This window comes from Paraneptunicella aestuarii (assembly GCF_019900845.1).
Classification (GTDB): Bacteria; Pseudomonadota; Gammaproteobacteria; order Enterobacterales; family Alteromonadaceae; genus Paraneptunicella; species Paraneptunicella aestuarii.
The window spans coordinates 1,762,670-1,783,214 of the sequence record NZ_CP074570.1 but is presented as its reverse complement, the minus strand read 5'-3'; the positions used below and the strand labels follow the sequence as shown (position 1 = coordinate 1,783,214).

Genomic DNA, 20,545 nt, shown 5'->3' with positions numbered 1-20,545 from the left:
ATCTGTAGCTGGATGGCGGTCAAAGCCGCCATGACGACAAATAAGTCTTATGCGTCCCTAGAGATTTTCTTCAAACAACTTATAGATTCTGCGATATTCATCCAACCAAGAGCTCGGTTGCACAAAACCATGAGGCTCTACTGGGTATATCGCTGTTTCAAAGTCCTGTTTTTCCAATTCAATTAAACGCTGTACCAAACGCACAACATCCAAAAAGAATACATTGTCGTCGACCATTGGCGCATTAATCAGCATAGGTTTATTCAAGCCTTCGGCGAAATAAATAGGAGAACTACGCTCATAAGCAATAGGGTCAACATCCGGTGTATTCAGGATATTGGAAGTATAAGGCCCATTATAATGTGCCCAATCAGACACCGGACGTAATGCCGCTCCAGCCTGGAATAGTTCTGGCTTGGTAAATAGTGCCATAAAGGTCATAAACCCGCCATATGAACCACCGTAGGTTCCTACACGCTTAGGATCAACATTGGCATTTTCCACCATCCAGTTCACACCATCTTCCAAATCTTCAATTTCAGGTTTACCCATATGACGGTAAATCGCTGTACGCCAGTTACGACCATACCCAGCCGATGCGCGATAATCCATATCCATCACAACATAACCTTGTTGCGCCAACATACTGTGGAACATAAACTCACGGAAATAGCCAGACCAACCAAAGTGCGAATTCTGCAAATAGCCAGCACCGTGGTTGAAAATCACCGCACGGTGTTTTTCGTCAGAGCTTGAAGCTGGGCGATACAGTTTAGAATAAATAGGTGCATCTACATGGCTGGATTTCACAGGAACAATTTCTGGCATCACCCAAGGCATAGCCAAGAACTCTTCACTCACTGTGTGAGTAATACGAGTTACCTGTTCTGAAGGCTGAGCAGCTTGAATATACAACTCCGGTGGCATAGTGATCTTGGAATGAGTAAGCAGTAATGTCTGCTCGTCAGGGCTCAATTCGTAACTGGTATTACCCAGTAACTGAGTTAGACGTTCTGATTTCTTGTTGGCAATATTAACTCGATAGATTTCATACATGCCCGGATGCGGCTTGTTAGAACTGTAATAAAAGTATTCATCATTGCTGGTCAACGTCAGGCTATCAACTTCAAATTGACCACTTACCAAAGCGTAAGCCTTGCCATTTAATGGCTTAAGGTAAAGATTGGCATAACCCGATTCTTCCGACAAATAATACAAAGTATCGCTGTTATTCAACCAGCCAAATTGATTAAAGTGATAGTTGATCCAGGCATCATCATGTAAACGATGTTGGGAGATCAGCTTATGTTTTTTAAAGTCAACCGTGGCTAACCAGCGATCTTTGTTGTCCCAGGCTTCCAACATAATGGCAACCTGATCGCTTTTACTATTCCAGGCAACACTATCAACATTGTCACCCCAGTTTTCCATAATCGCTAATGAACGAGGCAAACGATTAACCGTGTATTCTTTTCCCTGAGCTTTGGCATTTTCACGCTTAACGTCAGCTAACACATCATCGTTATATCCAGGTAAAGATTCAAAACCAATTTGGTGCGCCTGATTTGTGGTTAAGTCCATGTACCAGACCTGGTGCTCAATCGGTTTTTCATCCAGCACTCTGCGGCGTACACTTTTAATATCAATACGACCATCTTCCTGAATATGATGTGGCATCACATCAGTGTCATCATTCTCAGGAACATCTTTGGCAATAACGACTATCAACTTTTTGCCATCAGGAGAAAGCGTAGCGTTAACCGTCTCGAAGCCTTCGGTCAGGTAAAACGGATTTCTGGTTGCCGTCTCGTTTTGGGCAATAATTTGTTGCTGATAATCAAAACGCTGTTCATTTTGCTTTCTGACCGTTTGAATATAACCAATCAACTTTTGCTGTTCAGCGGCAATATAATCTTTAGGGGGCTTATTCGCTGTTTTTTCCGGAGCAAATTTCCAGGATGCTAATTGCTCAACAAAACCATCATTAAGATTTGTCGCATATAAGGCATCGCCGATTTTATAGGTTAAACGACCATCATCGATGAAAGCCAGATTACGAATTCCTTCCACGCCTTTGGTTAACTGGCGTATTTGCCCGCTCTGTAAATCTTTCACAAACAGGTTATTCGATGCTAACCAGGCAGCAAAATGCTTGTTTTTGCTCAGAATTCTATTGGCATAATGCACTTTGTGTAAGTCAGCAATGTCTACCAAAGACGCGCTATCTGAAGAGATGCCTGTCGTCCACAAATCTCGTACAACCGACCCAGCTCTTTTACGCGAATAGAAAACAGACTGGCTATCATCCGCCCAGTAAGCGCTTTCTGGCTGACGACCTATCCAATCGGGATCAGACATAATCTTTTCCAGAGTGATCACTTTGTCATTTTGTGACATCAATCCGGTTTCGGGGGCAACGGGTTTAACTATTTCGTAGTTTTGTTGGACGGTACTTGCCTTTGGTGTTTGTGTATTAGCAACAGTGCTGGTGCAAGCGCTAATACCAATAACACTCAGAAAAACGGCGACGCGTTTAATTGAATTATTGGACATTGATAACATCTCTTGTTGTATTGGTTCCATACCCTTAATTGAGCCGTGAAGTTATAGCTTTCTATCACCTCTATCTCAACATCACGGTAATATAATGAAACACAATGACTTCATTCATTGGTAAATGTGGGAACATAAAGCGGTTTATTTAACCCCCGATAGCGCTACTTTACAATCTGCAAGCAAATATTTTGCAGGGCAATGTCTTATCTATTGTTTCTCTATAGTTACGGTATTAACATTCCGCCGTTAAATATTATTACCCCACAGTTTTAATAAATAGCTAATTAACAACCCGTTTCAACATTAATCAGCTACCATTAAAACAAATGCCAACATGCCCTAATGGCAGCAAACGATTGAAAGAGAAAATCAATGTATTCAAGAATCCTTACGTTTATCGCCATAACGCTGTTCAGTAGTCAGCTCTTCGCCGCAGAATGCCCTTCATTATTAAAATTTGCCAAGCGCAAACTAAACTCTCAGGAAGTGGTTAACCTATGCACAGAATACGCAGGTAAGACCGTGCTTTTTGTCAACACAGCCAGTTACTGTGGATTTACCCCACAATTCAAAGGGTTAGAAGCACTTTACGCCGAATATAAAGATAAAGGCTTAGTGGTACTGGGCTTTCCATCTCACGATTTTAATCAGGAAGATAATGATGAAGGTAAAACTGCGGAGTTATGCAACCTGACTTATGGCGTTAAGTTCCCTATGTTTGAACCTATTTCAGTACGTGGCGACGATGCCGATCCTCTGTACAGAATGTTAGCCAAAAAATCTGGCACGACTCCCAAATGGAACTTCTACAAATATCTTATGAATAAGAACGGGGAAATTGTTGATTCCTATAGTTCATTAACCAAACCAACAGACGAAGATTTTATTGCTGACATAGTTAAAGCCCTAAAATAACGAAAACAACAGGGTAACGAAAAGAACAGGTTTGTGAGTTTTAATACCCATTATCTTAAACGTTAACATTAGTTAGCTTTTGTCGAAGGGTTTGTGAACCTGCATCTAAATAAAAAACAGCCAGGATCTGGCGCCCATAAAAAAGCCCCGCTAAACTAGCGGGGCAATAAGCACACTCAACTTGGAACACACTTTAGCTGTTGTAGCTTACTTCTTCCGAAGTAAGAACAGCATTGCTAACTGCATTAATTTAGTCCTTCATATTCTCAATAAGTTCAAAATATTTTTCATTTATTTTCGACCACGCTAATTCAGCGGCCTCTGGTCCCATTGCCAAACCTTCAGCATAGATAAAATAAACATCTTCAATGCCAAGAAAATTAAAAACATCTCGAAGATAGACTGATTGAGAATCTTTTGCAGTTCCCTCATAAACACCACCTCTCGCCGCCATCACATAGACTTGTTTATTCTTAAGCAAGCCTTCAGGGCCAGTTTCGGTATATCTAAAGGTCACGCCCGCTCTGGCAACACGATCAATCCATGCTTTAAAGGTACTCGGAACACCAAAGTTGTACATTGGCATTCCAACCACAATCACATCCGCCCAACTTATCTGCTCAATCAGATTATCCGATATAGCAGCTAACTTATGCTCCTCTGGCGTGCGTTCATCTGCAGGAATACCCCATGTCTGCATCTCATCAGTTGACAGGTGCGGTAAATTCAGTGATTGCAGATCAATAGAAGTAACCTGCACCTGTTGACGTTGCTGAACCTGCTCCATAAATTTGGTGGTCATCTTGTTTGAATTTCCAGACTCACCATTCAAGCTACTGTTGATCACCAATACATTCTTCATAATTCCGCTTCCACGATGTTGACTAAAAACGATGGAAGACAGTTTAATTAGATTAAATGGAAAGAAAATATCAATAAATTAAATGAATCGTTCTATAAAAAAGAAAGTATTAAAGATTTAGAAGACTAAATAGAGGCGGGAAAGAAAGGTTACTACAAAGAGCAAAGCAATAATCGCTTTGCTCTTACATACAAAGTCAATGCTATTCAGAAACTAAATTTTAGAACCTGGCAACATTTCCCAGAACATCAACTAACAGTGGTTCTATCAAACAGCTGGAAGAAGTCCAAGAGACCTTAACAGGCCCGGTATAATCAGTACCTTCCTGAAAACCGAATTGGTCTACAACACCTGTACCTGTCTGGCCTGCCCCTAATGTTACAGGAGCAAGCAATGGAGATTGAGTAAAGTAACCTGAAACCACATTGAAACCAGCTCCACTGAAATCAGTGACTCTATTGCCTGAGAGGTTAAATACTTTTATTTCAACATCAACATTAGAACTCGACAAATTGCTGACCATATATGAGATCGATCGAGTCCAGAATGAAATCACCTTTTCTCCACTAGTAGTACATGACGCTACTTCGTGAGCATAACTATTCATTGAGGTAATAGAGGCGAAAGCTAAACCTAAAACCAATGTTTTCCCAAAATTCCACTTACCATGTAAATTTTTCATAATTATTTCCTATATATGTTTTACCTTTCGATGACTGTCATTTACTACGTCATCTCCCTCATCATAACGAAGCGGTAAGTTTTTTAGTTATCGACAAATTGGCTTGAGTATTAAAACATCCGACCTTGGAAAAACTGAGTTTAAAAACACCTTTTACCTACAAAAAGACGAAACTAAACAAAGAAAAACCGAGCAATATGCCCAAATATCATTCAACCAACAGGGTTTTTGATTAGTATGTGCGCAATTAACACCAATGTCATAAAAAGGGGTTGACGACCTAAATGCAACTACGCATAATACGCGCCACTCAAAGCGAGTAACCAAACAAATGGCTAAGTAGCTCAGCTGGTTAGAGCACATCACTCATAATGATGGGGTCGCAGGTTCGAGTCCCGCCTTAGCCACCAGGATTTTGCGGAAGTGGTGAAATTGGTAGACACGCTGGATTTAGGTTCCAGTGCTTCACGGCGTGAGAGTTCGAGTCTCTCCTTCCGCACCATTATTTGTTGGGGTATAGCCAAGCGGTAAGGCAGCGGGTTTTGATCCCGCCATTCGTTGGTTCAAATCCAGCTACCCCAGCCACTTATTAAAATCCAATAATCCGAATAGTTGTTGGTATGACTATTGGGGTATAGCCAAGCGGTAAGGCAGCGGGTTTTGATCCCGCCATTCGTTGGTTCAAATCCAGCTACCCCAGCCAAATAAAGACGCCAGATAAACTTGATTTTGTCTGGCGTTTTTACTTTTAAGCCTACTTTTTCTTCTATTTTTCGTTCTGTTCCCTACTCTCTTATTTCAAGCGTATTCAATCACTTTACATCACATACATTAACCTTCAGTATTGCCAACCACTATAAGAAATAAACAAATAGGTTCGGTTTTGATCAACGACATTGTGGCAGCAATTAACAACGTGCTTTGGGGTGATGGGCAAGTTCTCATTGTTATGCTGGTTTTAGCAGGACTTTGGTTCACTTTTAAATTGGGTTTCGTGCAACTGCGTCACTTTGTCTACATGTTTACCATCATGAAAGGCAGTACCAATACAGACGCGAAAGAACGAGGTATTAGCTCCTTTCAAGCCTTGTGCACCAGCCTGTCGGCGCGTGTCGGAACCGGAAACCTGGCAGGTGTCGCAGTCGCCATTTCATTAGGCGGCGCAGGCGCAGTATTCTGGATGTGGGTAATCGCCATATTAGGCATGGCAACCGGATTTGCAGAAAGCGTACTTGGGCAACTATACAAAGTAAAAGATGACCGTGGAGAGTTTCGTGGTGGCCCGGCTTATTATATTCAACAAGGGCTCAATAAACGTTGGCTAGCGGTGACCTTTTCTCTGTGCTTGTTTCTTGGATACGGGTTTATCTTTAGCGCAGTTCAAGCCAATACTATTACCGACGCACTCGCTCATGCCTATGATGTTCCGACCTTTTATTCCGGATTAGTGATCATCACATTAGCCGGCTTAATCGTTGTGGGAGGAATGCACCGTATCGCTCACTTTGCCGAATGGATCGTGCCATTTATGGCGATTGGTTATGTACTGGTGACAATAGGCGTCACTATCGCCAATATTGAACAGGTTCCCGCATTGCTTTGGCAAATTGTGTCTTCGGCTTTAGGTCTGGAAGAAGCTGCAAGCGGAGCCTTGGGTGCAGCCATTAAAAACGGTATTCAACGCGGGCTATATTCTAACGAAGCTGGCTCAGGCAGTGTACCCCATGCAGCAGCAGCCGCATCACCAAACCCCAACCATCCGGTATCGCAGGGCTATGTTCAAATGTTGGGGGTTTTTGTTGATACCTTGATTTTATGTACCTGTACCGCGGTCATTATTCTGTTGGCGGGTGGTTCACAATCCGATCACATGGAAGGCATACGTTTGACTCAAGATGCCATGTCGAGCCATTTAGGTGAAGGCGGTATTGATTTCGTCGCCGCGGCGATCAGCCTGTTTGCCTTTACTTCCGTGGTTGCCAACTATGCTTATGGCGAAAGTAATCTGCACATTTTCAAACTGGACAATAAAATTGGTCGAATTGTTTATACCTCAGGTTATCTGGCAATGATTCTCTGGGGCTCAATGGCAGCATTACCTCAAGTATGGGCAATGGCAGATATGGCACTTGGCATGATGACAGTGATTAATATCATCGCCATTGTATGGATGACCCCCACCATTGTCTCTATTAGCAAGCACTACTTTGAACAGCGCAAAAATGGTCAAACACCATCCTACAAAGCAGGAGACTGTGAAATTCAAGGTAAATCTGAAGATGGAATATGGGAATAATCATCGCTTTCCCCTGACACAATAAAAAATAATCCAAAGAAAAAGCCCCGTTTATTCACAATAACCGGGGCTTTTTAACTCCTACTTTCAATTTATCTTTTTGGATGAATTCGATTAGTCATGACTGGCATCCAAATTCGGCTTTTTCTTTCTGTTGGCTCTTTTAGATTTAGCCGATGCAGCTTTAGATTTTGCTTTTACCGATTTAACTTTTGTACTTGCCGTTTGTTCTGATGCTGATTTAATTATGATGTTATTAAATTCATCCAACTCAACATTTTGTTCATCTTCACTCAATTTATAAATGTCGGATGCTTTGCCAATGGTTCTCACTCGCACTCGTGAATTCACCACCGTAGGGCGAACAATTAACAAATTGTTCGGATAAATAATAACCTCTCGCTCTTCCGTAATCAGCTTGGTATTGAACAAACCAATTTCCGACACAAATCCTTCAATGTAATTATCACCATCCAAAACCCGAATATGATTACCGCGTCGAAACGAGCTATGAAATAACAACACAAAATAAGATGTGATATTGCTCAGCAAACTCCAGTTTGCGAATAAGGCCACACCGGTTAGCGTTAACAACGAGGTGGACAGGATCAGCAAACCACCAAAATCAATCCCCCAAATGAGCAACATTAAAGCAGCAGCTACGAATCCACTGATCAATCTGACAGTATGATGCGCTTTTTCAGCCGAATCAGACTTCATACGACTGTTATCAATACCTCTTTCAATCAGAGGAATCGTAAAACGGTTTACCATCCAATACAGGATCAGCACAGCAAATGACCAGATCAAACTAATCCAGTATTCCTGACCCCAAATCCAAATCTGCTCTAACATAAAACTACTTAGTCTCCTTCTCTTAACTTCTTCTCGTCACTTATTCTCATTGTTTAGGCGTTTCTCAACCAGTGAGCGTAATTCATCAACTTTTTTCTGCAACTGCATTATTTCCAAATCTGTTTTTAAACTCACCTCATAATTTAGCCGGGTCGCCATTCGATCCTTTGCCGCCTGACGGTTCTGCGACATCATAATAATAGGAGCCTGTAGCGCCGCCAATGTCGATAAAATAAGGTTCAATAAAATAAACGGATAGGGGTCAAACGCTTCTTTTTCAATAATCCATACGGTATTCAGAACAATCCACAGGATCATAACAACCACAAAGATAATGATAAAAGGCCATGAACCGCCAAACTCAGCAACGCGATCAGCAGTGCGTTGCCCAAGCGTTAGTTGCTCATCAAAAGAATGGTTTATATCCGTTGCAATAGGGCGATTATTAGCAATACTATCGATAACATTACGCTCAGCCTGATCTAGCTCACTGTAGTTCATACCCAACAGGGCTTTGGCTAGATTTTCAAAATATTTTTTCATACTAGTGCCCACCATCAGTTAGCGATCGCGATTCTGTCTCCAATTCTAACAAATGCAATAAATTTTCAACCTCTTAAAAACAGAAAATAGCAAAAAAAGGACTTAATGGAATCAACCACTTAAAAAATGCGTTAGATCAAAGATTGGTAATATATTCACCATCGAACTTGCATGCGTAAATTCTAGCGATATAGTAAATAAAATACTCCTAATAAAAACGGAGTAAGAATGTCGAATGAATGCTATAAATTTGTATCAGTGACGTAATTTGGTAGAAGCCAAAGCTCACCGAAAGCAAGACTGAAAAATAGAATAGATACATTCCACACTGCAGGAGAAGTGATTCATGCCGAGAACGACACATCTAACGCACTCAAAACCCCAAAGCGGACGATTCCATGACTATAATGAAGCAGAATCAGTCCTTCTTAACGATGTTATTCGCGCAATGGAAATGGCTTCTGAAAAAGGCATCACAGATCATCAAATGTCCATGATCATTTCTCATGCTGCCAGTATGGTGGGTGTAGAGTTATTAATGCCAACCTTCGACAACAACGAGCTTTCCAGTGACGACGTCATCGCCTATTTGGAAAACATGGTTGACTGTATCCATGAAACCAGCGAGCGCATGTAGCTGACCCCACTAGTCATTTACATCATTCCCATCGCATATTTCATTACCTGTTGTTTAGCCCAGGTAAAACGATTCGCTGCCGTTAGGCCAACATTACGCAAAAACTTAATCGGCGCCAGCTCATTACTGAATACGGCATACAATGCATCCATAGTAGACATCATCAATAAATTTTGCGGCTGTCTGATACGTTGATAATGCGCCAGGCTCTTTGCTATTTCGGACTCAGAACTCACACTGCATACATCTTTCAACAACTGCTCCGCATCCTTAAACCCAAGGTTGACACCCTGCCCCGCCAAAGGGTTAATAGTATGAGCAGCATCGCCAACCAACACCAAACGCCCTTTTACATACTGCTTGGCATGCATTCGGGTTAATGGAAATGACGCCGTTGTGACAATATCAAACTCAGGTAATAAAGCAGGAAAGCTGGCCTGTAATTGCTTCTTTAATTCAGCATTAGAAAGCCTGGAAAGCTGCTTTATACGGTTATTTTGGTCGTACCAAATAAAGGATGCATAGTGATCAAACAAAGGCAGAAAAGCTCTGGGGCCATTGGGCGTAAATTGCTGCCAGGTGATATTCATATCCTGTTCGTTTAAGGCTTCTCCAGCGTTACCTTTACATTTAGCGGTAACACTCAATACCGATTGTTGATACTGCCACCCAGAAGTACCAATTCCAGCTAATTGGCGAGCGCGAGACTGGGCACCATCAGCAGCCACAATCACCTGAGCCTGATAAGGTTTTCCATCGAGCAACAACGTCCCATTCTCGTGGCTCATGTCATCATAAGCAGAAAACCAAAGAACATTGTTTTGCTGCTGCAATATCTGATGCAATCCCAACTGCAAAATACGATTCTCGACCATATAGCCCATATGGTCATATTGGCAATCCTGAGCATCAAAATCGGTACGGCTGCCCGGCTCCTCCCAAACTGCCAAACGGCTATAGGGATGAACACGCATGGCACAAATAGCCTCCCACGCACCTAATTGCCTCAGGAATTGTTCAGAAGCCAGGCTAATAGCAGAAACACGGACATCCGGGGGTTGTGTCACATCGAAAGGCTGAGGCATATTCGGTTCGACCAAGGCCACTTTCATCTGCTTCTGAGCAAAGCCCAAAGCCACAGCAGCACCGACCATACCCGCACCAATAACCACAACATCGACCTGTTTCACTCAAGCTCCCCAATTCAATCTTTAAAATTCATAAACGCAGCAGAATATACGCCATCTCCCCTGAATTTTGGAGCAAAATCACAGTCTTGCATGAGCTAACTCAATAATCCTACTGAAAACAAGCACACTTTCTCTTCAACTTGCTTCACTTACCAATATAGAAGCAATTAAAACCGCTCCAAAGCCTCTTTAATTCGGCAGTAATGAATTTCATTATGAAGGATAGCGACAAAGACTGGATCAGCCATAACGAACTGGCTAAAATACGCGGCTGCAATTTTGACAAAGAATTTTAGGGGAATGGCTTTTAGCTTTGCTTTAGCAAAAAAGAACAAAAAGCCCCCAATGTGCTGAGGATAACGAACCACAATGAGCAAAAAGCTGTTTATAAAAACCTGGGGCTGCCAAATGAATGAGTATGACTCAGAGAAAATGGCGGATCTTCTGGATTCCACCCACGGTTACTCAGCCACTGAGGAAGCCGAAGACGCAGATGTGATATTGCTCAATACCTGTTCTATCCGTGAAAAAGCACAAGAAAAGGTATTCCATCAATTAGGGCGCTGGAAAAACCTGAAAGATAAAAAACCCGACCTGATCATTGGCGTGGGTGGCTGTGTAGCGTCTCAAGAAGGTGAAGCCATTCGTAAACGTGCGCCTTTTGTCGACATTATTTTCGGCCCACAAACCCTGCACCGTTTGCCAGAAATGATCAATCAGGTAAAAGGCGAGAAAACCTCAGTTGTCGATATCAGTTTCCCCGAAATTGAAAAATTTGACCGTCTTCCAGACCCACGCGCCGAAGGCCCAACTGCGTTCGTTTCGATTATGGAAGGCTGCTCTAAATACTGTAGTTTCTGCGTGGTTCCTTACACTCGTGGTGAAGAAGTCAGCCGCCCGGTAGACGATGTTATCTACGAAATTGCGCAACTTGCCGAACAAAATGTACGCGAAGTAAATTTGCTGGGGCAAAACGTGAACTCCTATCGCGGTCATCACCATGATGGTACGGTATGTACCTTTGCAGAATTATTGCACTTGGTTGCTGCGATTGAAGGCATCGACCGCATTCGTTACACCACGTCTCACCCGGTTGAATTTACCGACGACATTATCGCAGCCTATGAAGATATTCCTGAGCTGGTCGATCACCTGCATTTGCCAGTACAAAGTGGCTCCGATCGCGTTTTGGCCATGATGAAACGTGGCCACACCGCAATTGAGTACAAAGCCAAAATTCGTAAATTGAAGAAAATCCGTCCAAACCTGAGCATGTCATCTGACTTCATCGTTGGCTTCCCGGGTGAAAGTGATCAAGATTTTGAAGACACCATGGACTTAATCAAGGCCATCGACTTCGACCTTAGCTTTAGTTTCATCTATAGCGCACGTCCCGGCACACCTGCCGCAGACTTACCTGATGATGTACCAGAAGAAGTAAAAAAACAGCGTTTACAAATCTTACAGCAACGCATCAACCAACAAGCCATGAACATCGCTCGCGGCATGTTGGGTACAGAACAACGTATTCTGGTTGAAGGCCCATCGCGTAAAAATCCGATGGAACTGTGCGGTCGTACCGAAAACTACCGTGTTGTTAACTTCGAAGGCACGCCCGACATGATCGGCAAGTTTGTTGATGTGAAAATCGTCGATGTGCATGTGAACTCCCTGCATGGTGAACTGTTACGGACAGAAGACCAGATGGAAAAACGAGCCAAGCCAGAAGCGCCGCAAGTAAAAACGCCACAGGTAAAAGCAACACAAGCGCCTGATGGCTTGGGTGTAAGCCAATTTCAACCTTGAGAAATTGGCATTTAACCCCACATGCAACCATAATAGTCAGATTCTATTGCGCCCCATCATTTGCAGGGCAGGAGACATAGTTGAGCAGTCAAATAGTAAGTCATCAAGTCGATCTGGAACCGAGTGATAATCACCGCATTTCCAGTTTGGTAGGCCCATTTGATGACAATTTGAAGCAGATCGAGCGCCGTCTCGGTGTTGAGATCACTTATCGTCACAACCATTTCACAGTGATGGGAAAACAGCAGCAAACCAATGCCACCGCGGAATTGCTGAAATTGCTTTATATCGAAACTCAACCCGTAAAAGGCGTTATTCCTGAGTTAGAGCCCGAGCAAGTTCATTTAGCGATTCAGGAAGCTAACTGCATGGAACAGGACGAACAGGATCCCTATGCCAAAACCAGCTTCATTAAAACCAAACGAGGCGTCATCAAGCCACGCAACCAAAACCAAAGCCAATACGTAACCAACATAGTGCATCACGACATTTGTTTTGGTATTGGCCCAGCAGGTACAGGTAAAACCTACCTTGCCGTAGCATGTGCCGTTGACGCCTTGGAACGCCAGGAAATTCGCCGCATTCTATTAACTCGTCCCGCGGTTGAAGCTGGTGAGAAACTAGGTTTTTTACCCGGTGATTTATCACAAAAAGTAGACCCTTATTTGCGCCCTTTATACGACGCATTATTTGAAATGCTGGGGTTTGAAAAAGTTGAAAAGCTGATTGAGCGTAATGTAATTGAAGTCGCGCCCCTTGCTTACATGCGCGGACGCACACTTAACGACGCCTTCATTATTCTGGATGAAAGCCAGAATACCACGGTAGAACAAATGAAAATGTTCCTCACCCGTATAGGCTTCAATTCCAAAGCCGTTATTACTGGTGACATTACACAAATCGACTTACCCAGAGGCGCACGTTCAGGACTTCGTCATGCCATTGAAGTGCTCAAAGACGTAAATGAAATCTCATTTAATTTCTTTACTGCCCACGATGTGGTTCGCCATCCAGTTGTCGCCCGAATCGTTCAAGCCTATGAGCGTTTCGAAGAGGGGCAACGCAAAGAAGAAGCAGAAAAGAAAAAAGCACAATTAGCAGAGAAAAGCAGCGAATCATCAAATAAAAACGCTGCGCCTGATAACAACTCACAACCTTAACTGAATTATCAACCATGTCAGGAATACTCGATTATCAGCTTGCCAGTAACGACACCAACGTCCCCACTGCCGAGCAACTACAATCATGGATCGACGCCGTATTGAACACAGAATCCTTGCCCGACGAGCAAGAGATCACGGTCAGAATCGTTGATAATGACGAAGGACAAATGTTAAATCGTGAATATCGACAAAAAGATTATCCAACGAATGTGCTATCCTTCCCGTTCGAAGCTCCTGAAGGCGTTGAAATCAACTTTTTAGGAGATTTAGTCGTTTGTGCTCCAGTTGTCGCTAAAGAAGCCGATGAACAGAACAAACCATTAATGTCACATTGGGCGCATATGATTGTGCATGGAACCTTGCATTTGTTAGGTTATGACCATATTGACGAACAAGACGCCGAGCAGATGGAAGCATTGGAAGTCGAAATTTTACGTAATCTTGGTATTGACGACCCATACCAGGATCAGGAATGATTAACCCTTTACGCTTACTCAGGAAAGCAAAACAAGATTTATTATGAATAACGACGATAATCCCCACTCTAGTAACGGTTCCTCCAGTAAAGGTTGGCTAGATAAATTAGTACAAACCTTCTCAGGGGAACCGCAAAATCGCGAAGAATTAGCAGAAATAATTTCTGAGGCCCAACAAAAGGACGTCATTGATCCTGAAACCCGCAATATGATTCAGGGGGTATTAGGCGTCAGTGAAATGCGAGTCAGGGACATAATGATCCCTCGGGCACAGATGGTCACCATCGACATCACCCAAAGCGTTGAGTCGTTTCTGCCTATCGTACTAGAATCCGCCCATTCCCGTTTCCCAGTGATTGCAGAAGACAAAGACCATGTCGAAGGCGTGTTGCTGGCAAAAGACCTGCTACGTAAAGCCTTTGAGCCAGACGTTGAAATCCAGCTAGCCGACATCATTCGCCCCGCTGTGATTATTCCTGAAAGCAAACGCGTTGATACATTACTGCGTGAATTCAGGGAACATCGTTATCACATGGCAATAGTGGTTGATGAATACGGCGGTGTATCCGGTTTGGTCACCATTGAAGATATTCTGGAACTTATCGTAGGCGAAATCGAAGACGAACATGACGCTGAAGATGAAGAATCAGAAGACATCAAAGCCTTAAACAAATATACCTATTCCGTTAAAGCTCTCACCCCTATTGACGAATTTAACGAATATTTCAAAACCGACTTTAGCGATGAACAAGCCGACACTATTGGCGGTATTGTCCTGAATGCTTTTGGGCATCTGCCTGAAAAAGACGAATCGGTAATGATTAACAATATTCTGTTTAGAGTGAGTAATGCCGACGGACGTCGCTTAATTCAATTAAAAATCACCTTTCCAAAACCTGACGAAGAGCAAGCACAAGAATAATTCGGGTGACAGCGATAACCTACCTCGCCAATCTATTACTGGGGGCAAGCTTAACATTAGCTTACGCCCCCTTCTCCTATTGGTTTGTCACTCCTGTTATCTTCACACTGTTTCTGGTGTTACTACATCAGTCCAAGCTTAGCGCCTTCAAAAGCGGCTGGTTCTTTAGCCTTGGCTGGTTTGGAGCCGGCATTAGCTGGGTGCATGTCAGCATTGCAAATTTTGGTGGCCTGCCTCTGCTTGTTTCATTATTGCTAATGTTGCTCTTGTGTGGCTATTTAGCCCTTTACCCTGCGTTAAGCTTCCATTTACTGAAATCCAAAGTGCCCTTTAAGCATTGGTCTTGGGCATTACCTGCACTCTGGTTTGTAACCGAATGGCTCAGAGGTTGGGTATTAACCGGATTCCCCTGGTTATCCCTGGGATACAGCCAAATGCATAGCGTATTGGCAAACTGGGCACCTATTATCGGTGAAACGGGTATCAGCATGTTAGTGGTAGGAATATGCGCTTTGCTCGGGCGACAGCTTTATGAAAAACGCTTATTAAGCGCTTTTGTTTCACTCTCTCTGGTCTATGGCATTAGCTCTCTTATTGGGCATATCTCCTGGACAACTCCAGGACAAAAGTCGTTTGATATCGCTATGGTACAAGGCAATATCAAGCAAGAATTGCGTTGGGCGCCAGAACAAGACGGCCCAACCATGCATAAATACATGACCATGACAGAAAGCGCTTGGGATGCAGATATTGTTATTTGGCCTGAAGCCGCTATTCCGCGCCTTGAAGCCCTGTCGCAACTGTATCTAAATCAACTCGATGAAAAAGCCAGCGCAAGCAACACAGGGTTAATTACCGGTATTGTTAATTACAACTTCGAAACCAATGAAGCTTATAACAATTTGATTAGTGTCGGAGTTACCTCAAGTAAACAAGAAAAAAGCATTCAAGCAGAGAAGCAAGCAGAAAAAACAGGATACTACTACGGTCATCCTAACCGCTTTGCCAAGCATCACTTATTGCCCATTGGCGAATTTATCCCGCTGGAAGATTGGCTCAGAGGATTAGCCCCCATATTTGATTTGCCCATGTCCTCTTTTAGCCGGGGAGATTACCGTCAGCCCAATCTGCTTACTAATAACGCCCATATGGTTCCCGCCATATGCTTTGAAATCGCCTTTCCACAACAAATTCGCGCGAATATTCACGCCGACAGCGATTTTATCATTACCGTAAGTAACGATGCCTGGTTTGGCAATTCTCATGGCCCGCATCAACATCTGGAAATCGCCCAAATGCGTGCCAGGGAAATGGGATTGCCTGTGCTAAGAGCCACCAATAATGGCGTTACCGCTTTTATAAATGAACAAGGCGACATCCTTGCGCAAGCGCCGCAATTTCAGGAAGCCGTATTGCGCCATAGAGTTCACAACACATCCGGGGTAACCCCCTATCGCTATCTTGGTGACTTGCCGCATTGGATATGGGTGGCTATCTCGGTATTAATATATCTACGAGTCAAACGCAGAAGCATGTACCTATATCGAGAGATATAATCTAAATGAAAGCCGGGAGATATAGCTCAACAATCTAGCTTAGTCATTAGTTTTCATATTCAAATACTTGAACAGCGAATAACCCTATAGCATCATGAACTCTAAAGCCTCAGGCATTTTCGAAGTTGGCTTTCTGTAATAAGACATCCGTAGCAAGACGAATATAACAGGGAATCGCTGCCTGGCAGCGCTCGGGAAAACGCTTGAAGAACAGTCAAACCAAGGCAAAGTTACTTATTGCAACACATCATTTAACACGCCGGTTAAATAGCTACATTTTATTTATCTTATTCATGGGTGGATTATGTCTGCCTACAATCACCAACGCTCAGCCCAGTGAATTCGACCTTAGCCGAGTACGTGCAGGATTAAAAGTCTTCCGTTCCATGTTGATGGCCGACAGAGACATCACCACCAAAAGTACCAGCGACAACGAAATCAACATCGTCTTTATTTACAACGCCAATATGGAACAGGCAGAAAGCCTGGCACATAGTTTCGTACGCATGGGTAAGCAAGAAACTCAGGGGAAAATAAAAGGCAGCCTGATAAAAGTGCATATCCTGAAAGAACTGGACACCATCACCAAACTCGCTTTAGCACCAGCAGGGATCTTTGTTCTGGAACCGATTCCAGATGAAATGATCCAGAACATCATCAACTATGGCAAGGCGCACCATGTCGTGACCTTTTCCCCCTATCAGGGAGATGTTGAAAAAGGCGTGCTGGGAGGACTGGAAATAGAAACCCGTGTTCGCCCATTTATCAACACCCACACATTACAAGTATCAGAACTACGTATTAAATCCTTCTTTTTAAAGGCGGCGAAGATTTATGAAAAGTAAAAGCAGCGCACGTCTACGCAATACATCCTATCTGATCAATGCCGTATTTCTGATACTCACCATTGCCCTACAGGTTTTACTTGCTGCCTACTGGCTAAACGTACTCGAGCCCGACCTACGAGAAAAAGCCCACATAGATGCAAAACTGGTCGCAGAAGCGCAGGCCATACAACTCTCCAATGCACTGGTCGACAGCAGAAACAAGAATAACCTGGATGCAGTACATGACGTTGTATCCAAGCTTCTGCTATACAAACAAAAAGATTCCCAAACTCCCATGTACATTGGTATCACTCTTGAACTGGATACCGATTACTTCCCCATTGACTTATTAAAACTCGGCAATACCCAATGTAGTAATTGCTTCCGTGCCACCGTAGAGCTTTACTCGCCCAACACCTATGAGCTGTTAGGCGTTGCCAATTTCTGGCTGTCAGACTCTTTCTACCAACAACTGGCACTGGATATTCGTAATAAGCTGATGATAGAAGGCATTATCAGCCTGATATTACTACTTACAGCCTGGTCAGCCTCCTTCTACCTCTTAAGAAGTTTAAACAAAACCGAGTCACTGCGCAGAGCATCCGAACTGGCACTGTCGAAAAACAGGGAAAAATACCACCGTCTACTAAACAGCTTAAACCAATACTTTGTTTATACCCGTAATAAAGATGGTGTAATAACCAGTACCAGCCAAAACGTTAAACAGCTCTTCGGCTACAAGCCTGAAGAAATGGTAGAAATCGTATCACTACTCACCAACAACCCCATTAATCAGGTGGCGTTGCATTATTATGGTCGAGGCAGAGAAAGCGATTCACAACTGGAATTTGAAGCCGAAATTCTGGACAAATCCGGCGAAAAACGCTGGCTCCTGCTATCAGAAGCCAGCTTATTTGACGATGATGGTAACTTCATCAGCATTGAAGGATTAGGACGAGATATCACCAAACAAAAACGCTCAGAAACCGACTTGAGAATCGCCAAGGAAGAAGCGGAAGTAGCGAATCAGGCCAAAGGGCAGTTTTTGGCAAATATGAGCCATGAAATCAGAACGCCCTTAAATGCTATCATCGGCAATAGTTACCTGGCCTTACGCTCCAAGCTAAACGAACAACAAGAAAGCCTGCTGCAAAGAATCGACAGCTCAGCTCATGTATTACTGAGCCTGGTTAACGACATATTGGATATTTCCAAAATCGATGCCGGAAAAATGGAATTGGAACGTATTCCCTTTAAGCTGGAAGATGTGCTTAGCAATCTTTCCAGCGTCACAGCAATTCAAGCAGCCAACAAAGGGCTCGATATAATCTACTCCGTTGCGCCAGATATTCCTCAACCACTCATTGGTGACCCACTTCGTTTAGGGCAAATTCTGTTAAACCTTGTTAGTAATGCCATCAAATTTACCGAACGAGGAGAAGTTCTACTCACTATAGAAGTCGAACATCAGCAAGATAGCAGCCTATCTCTGCTCTTCTCAGTCAAAGACGACGGCATCGGCATTTCCGAAGAAAAACAACATCTGTTATTTTCCTCGTTTAATCAAATTGATAACTCGATCACTCGGAAATATGGTGGCACAGGGTTAGGGCTGGCTATCAGTGCCAAGCTGGTTCACCTTATGCAAGGTGAAATATGGGTAGAAAGTGAATTTGGTAAAGGCAGTCAGTTTAGTTTTACAACTCGTTTTAGCCTTCCCAAAAACCAGCCATTATCAACGCACGCACTAAACGATATCGCCCAATTGAATGGCAACTTTCTGCAAGATAAACATGTTCTGTTAGTCGATGACAGCACCACCTCGTGCTTCATTCTCGCTGAAATGCTAAGTAGCTGGCAGTGTAAAAATCAAACCACACACTCCGGAAATGAATGCCTCGACTTTCTGGCAAACAACCAAGACCCCATCCATGTCATCATCGTTGACTGGAAAATGCCCGGCATGAGTGGTATTGAACTCATAGAACACATTCAGAAAATGCAATTGCCCTACCCGATGCCTTTATTCGTGATGCTGACCGCCTTTGGGCATGACGACGAATACTTGCAACAAACGCTGCATTTACCGCTTTCAGGTCATCTATCCAAACCGGTGACTCACGGCCAACTGTATACGGTATTACAAACAACGCTTTCAACCTGCTTAGCTCAAATTCCTATCCCCTTGGCAGATCTAAAACCTGATATTGAAGGACGAGGGAAAAAAGTGCTAGTGGCAGAAGATAATAAACTGAATCAGGAAGTGGTACTCAGTTTACTTGCCGACATTCAAGCTGAAACCGTTGTCGCCAATAACGGCTATGAAGCGATTCAACGAGCCAAAGAGCAACGCTTCGACCTGATACTCATGGATATTCAGATGCCACAACTTGATGGCTTATCTGCCAGTAAATATATCCATAATGAGCTACATCTTGATACGCCAATCATCGCCATGACTGCCCACGCAATGCAAGAAGACAAAGAACGCAGTCTGCAAGCCGGCATGGTTGCTCACTTAACCAAACCCATTGATGTCGATTTATTCTATAAAACCATTCAGCAATATTTGCATAACACGGTTAAATCAGAAGCGAGAGCTATCGATCAACAAAACCTCCCGAAAATTCCGGGCATTGCAACGGGCTCTGCATTAAAACGCCTAGGCTATAAAATGCCCATGCTATCCAAATTATTGTTGGAATTTCAAAGAGATTATCAACACTTCGAGCAAGAGTTTAATGCTCTGGAAAAAGAACAGAACATATCAGGCATGCTGTATCTGGTACACAAACTAAAAGGCGAATCAGGCAATATATCAGCCAATAGCATTCATCAACTTGCCGGAAAAATAGAAAGCAACCTAAGGCTGCACAACACTCTGGACAACACCGCGCTAAATCAGTTGTATCAGGAATTAACGCAGTTACTTCAAGCCATAGAGCAATTCCTGACAAATCAGGAAGACGATCTCCAACAGGTGCAATCGGAAATTTCTTTACAACTAGATCAAAACACCGTGCTAACTTTAATAGAGCAGTTAGACAATATGCTTCAAACTCAACAACTTGACGCTGTAGATTTTGGAGAGGATTTACTTACTCAGCTTCCAGAAGAAGAGTTCGCATCACTACGTGAAGCCATCTCATCAAGTCTGGAAAAGCTGGATTTTGAAGAAACACGCGACAAACTGGAACAACTGAAAACTCAGATCCAGTCGATAAGCTAGTTCCACTCTTTTTCTGGTAATGAAAGGAAG

16 protein-coding genes and 4 tRNA genes are annotated in these 20,545 nt (G+C 43.2%); 14 read left to right on the top strand and 6 right to left on the bottom strand.

What is annotated here, in order from left to right:
* Positions 1-57: 57 nt before the first annotated feature.
* On the bottom strand, positions 58-2,553 hold the full coding sequence (locus tag KIH87_RS07430) for a S9 family peptidase (RefSeq protein ID WP_232360894.1): 2,496 nt from the start codon (positions 2,551-2,553) through the stop codon (positions 58-60).
* A 375-nt stretch (positions 2,554-2,928) separates the two neighbouring features.
* Between KIH87_RS07430 and KIH87_RS07425 the strand changes: the two genes are divergently transcribed.
* Positions 2,929-3,471 carry a glutathione peroxidase gene (locus tag KIH87_RS07425; protein WP_232360893.1) on the top strand — a complete coding sequence of 181 codons (543 nt, stop codon included), beginning with the start codon at positions 2,929-2,931 and terminating at the stop codon, positions 3,469-3,471.
* A 250-nt stretch (positions 3,472-3,721) separates the two neighbouring features.
* Here KIH87_RS07425 and KIH87_RS07420 read toward each other — a convergent pair whose 3' ends face one another.
* The gene (locus tag KIH87_RS07420; protein ID WP_232360892.1) at positions 3,722-4,333 is read right to left on the bottom strand and encodes an FMN-dependent NADH-azoreductase; all 612 of its coding nucleotides are present in this window, start codon (positions 4,331-4,333) and stop codon (positions 3,722-3,724) included.
* A 220-nt stretch (positions 4,334-4,553) separates the two neighbouring features.
* The gene (locus KIH87_RS07415; RefSeq protein WP_232360891.1) at positions 4,554-5,015 is read right to left on the bottom strand and encodes a hypothetical protein; all 462 of its coding nucleotides are present in this window, start codon (positions 5,013-5,015) and stop codon (positions 4,554-4,556) included.
* 333 nt (positions 5,016-5,348) lie between these two features.
* Between KIH87_RS07415 and KIH87_RS07410 the strand changes: the two genes are divergently transcribed.
* From KIH87_RS07410 to KIH87_RS07390, 5 genes are all read left to right on the top strand, one after another.
* A tRNA-Met gene (locus tag KIH87_RS07410) sits at positions 5,349-5,425 on the top strand.
* 7 nt (positions 5,426-5,432) lie between these two features.
* Positions 5,433-5,517: transfer RNA gene (locus tag KIH87_RS07405), tRNA-Leu, on the top strand.
* Between the two features lie 8 nt (positions 5,518-5,525).
* Positions 5,526-5,600, top strand: a tRNA-Gln gene (locus KIH87_RS07400).
* Between the two features lie 43 nt (positions 5,601-5,643).
* Positions 5,644-5,718: transfer RNA gene (locus tag KIH87_RS07395), tRNA-Gln, on the top strand.
* A gap of 180 nt (positions 5,719-5,898) precedes the next feature.
* On the top strand, positions 5,899-7,311 hold the full coding sequence (locus tag KIH87_RS07390) for an alanine/glycine:cation symporter family protein (RefSeq protein WP_232360890.1): 1,413 nt from the start codon (positions 5,899-5,901) through the stop codon (positions 7,309-7,311).
* 114 nt (positions 7,312-7,425) lie between these two features.
* Here the strand turns inward: KIH87_RS07390 and KIH87_RS07385 are convergent, their stop codons facing one another.
* The gene (locus KIH87_RS07385; protein WP_232360889.1) at positions 7,426-8,166 is read right to left on the bottom strand and encodes a mechanosensitive ion channel family protein; all 741 of its coding nucleotides are present in this window, start codon (positions 8,164-8,166) and stop codon (positions 7,426-7,428) included.
* A 36-nt stretch (positions 8,167-8,202) separates the two neighbouring features.
* Positions 8,203-8,709, bottom strand: a complete 507-nt coding sequence (locus KIH87_RS07380; RefSeq protein WP_232360888.1) for a DUF1003 domain-containing protein — start codon at positions 8,707-8,709, stop codon at positions 8,203-8,205.
* 346 nt (positions 8,710-9,055) lie between these two features.
* Here KIH87_RS07380 and KIH87_RS07375 point away from each other — a divergent pair, with 346 nt between their 5' ends.
* The gene (locus tag KIH87_RS07375) at positions 9,056-9,346 is read left to right on the top strand and encodes a hypothetical protein (protein WP_232360887.1); all 291 of its coding nucleotides are present in this window, start codon (positions 9,056-9,058) and stop codon (positions 9,344-9,346) included.
* Between the two features lie 17 nt (positions 9,347-9,363).
* Here KIH87_RS07375 and KIH87_RS07370 read toward each other — a convergent pair whose 3' ends face one another.
* Positions 9,364-10,536, bottom strand: coding sequence for an FAD-dependent monooxygenase (locus tag KIH87_RS07370; RefSeq protein WP_232360886.1), 1,173 nt, complete (start codon positions 10,534-10,536; stop codon positions 9,364-9,366).
* 369 nt (positions 10,537-10,905) lie between these two features.
* Here KIH87_RS07370 and miaB point away from each other — a divergent pair, with 369 nt between their 5' ends.
* The 7 genes from miaB to KIH87_RS07335 all read left to right on the top strand — a co-directional run bounded on the left by miaB (position 10,906) and on the right by KIH87_RS07335 (position 20,515).
* Positions 10,906-12,342, top strand: a complete 1,437-nt coding sequence (gene miaB / locus KIH87_RS07365; protein WP_232360885.1) for a tRNA (N6-isopentenyl adenosine(37)-C2)-methylthiotransferase MiaB — start codon at positions 10,906-10,908, stop codon at positions 12,340-12,342.
* 80 nt (positions 12,343-12,422) lie between these two features.
* Positions 12,423-13,502, top strand: a complete 1,080-nt coding sequence (locus tag KIH87_RS07360) for a PhoH family protein (RefSeq protein WP_232360884.1) — start codon at positions 12,423-12,425, stop codon at positions 13,500-13,502.
* Positions 13,503-13,516: 14 nt separating this feature from the next.
* Complete coding sequence (gene ybeY, locus KIH87_RS07355; protein WP_232360883.1) at positions 13,517-13,981, top strand: rRNA maturation RNase YbeY; 465 nt, start codon at positions 13,517-13,519, stop codon at positions 13,979-13,981.
* Positions 13,982-14,024: 43 nt separating this feature from the next.
* Positions 14,025-14,903 carry an HlyC/CorC family transporter gene (locus tag KIH87_RS07350; protein WP_232360882.1) on the top strand — a complete coding sequence of 293 codons (879 nt, stop codon included), beginning with the start codon at positions 14,025-14,027 and terminating at the stop codon, positions 14,901-14,903.
* Between the two features lie 14 nt (positions 14,904-14,917).
* Positions 14,918-16,459: an apolipoprotein N-acyltransferase gene (gene lnt / locus KIH87_RS07345; protein WP_232361446.1), complete on the top strand. Its 1,542-nt coding sequence runs from the start codon at positions 14,918-14,920 to the stop codon at positions 16,457-16,459.
* A gap of 203 nt (positions 16,460-16,662) precedes the next feature.
* Positions 16,663-17,304 carry a hypothetical protein gene (locus KIH87_RS07340; protein ID WP_232360881.1) on the top strand — a complete coding sequence of 214 codons (642 nt, stop codon included), beginning with the start codon at positions 16,663-16,665 and terminating at the stop codon, positions 17,302-17,304.
* A complete protein-coding gene (locus tag KIH87_RS07335) occupies positions 17,294-20,515 on the top strand; it encodes a PAS domain-containing hybrid sensor histidine kinase/response regulator (protein WP_232360880.1) in 3,222 nt (1,073 codons plus the stop codon). The genes KIH87_RS07340 and KIH87_RS07335 overlap by 11 nt, the downstream gene beginning before the upstream one ends.
* Positions 20,516-20,545 lie beyond the last annotated feature (30 nt).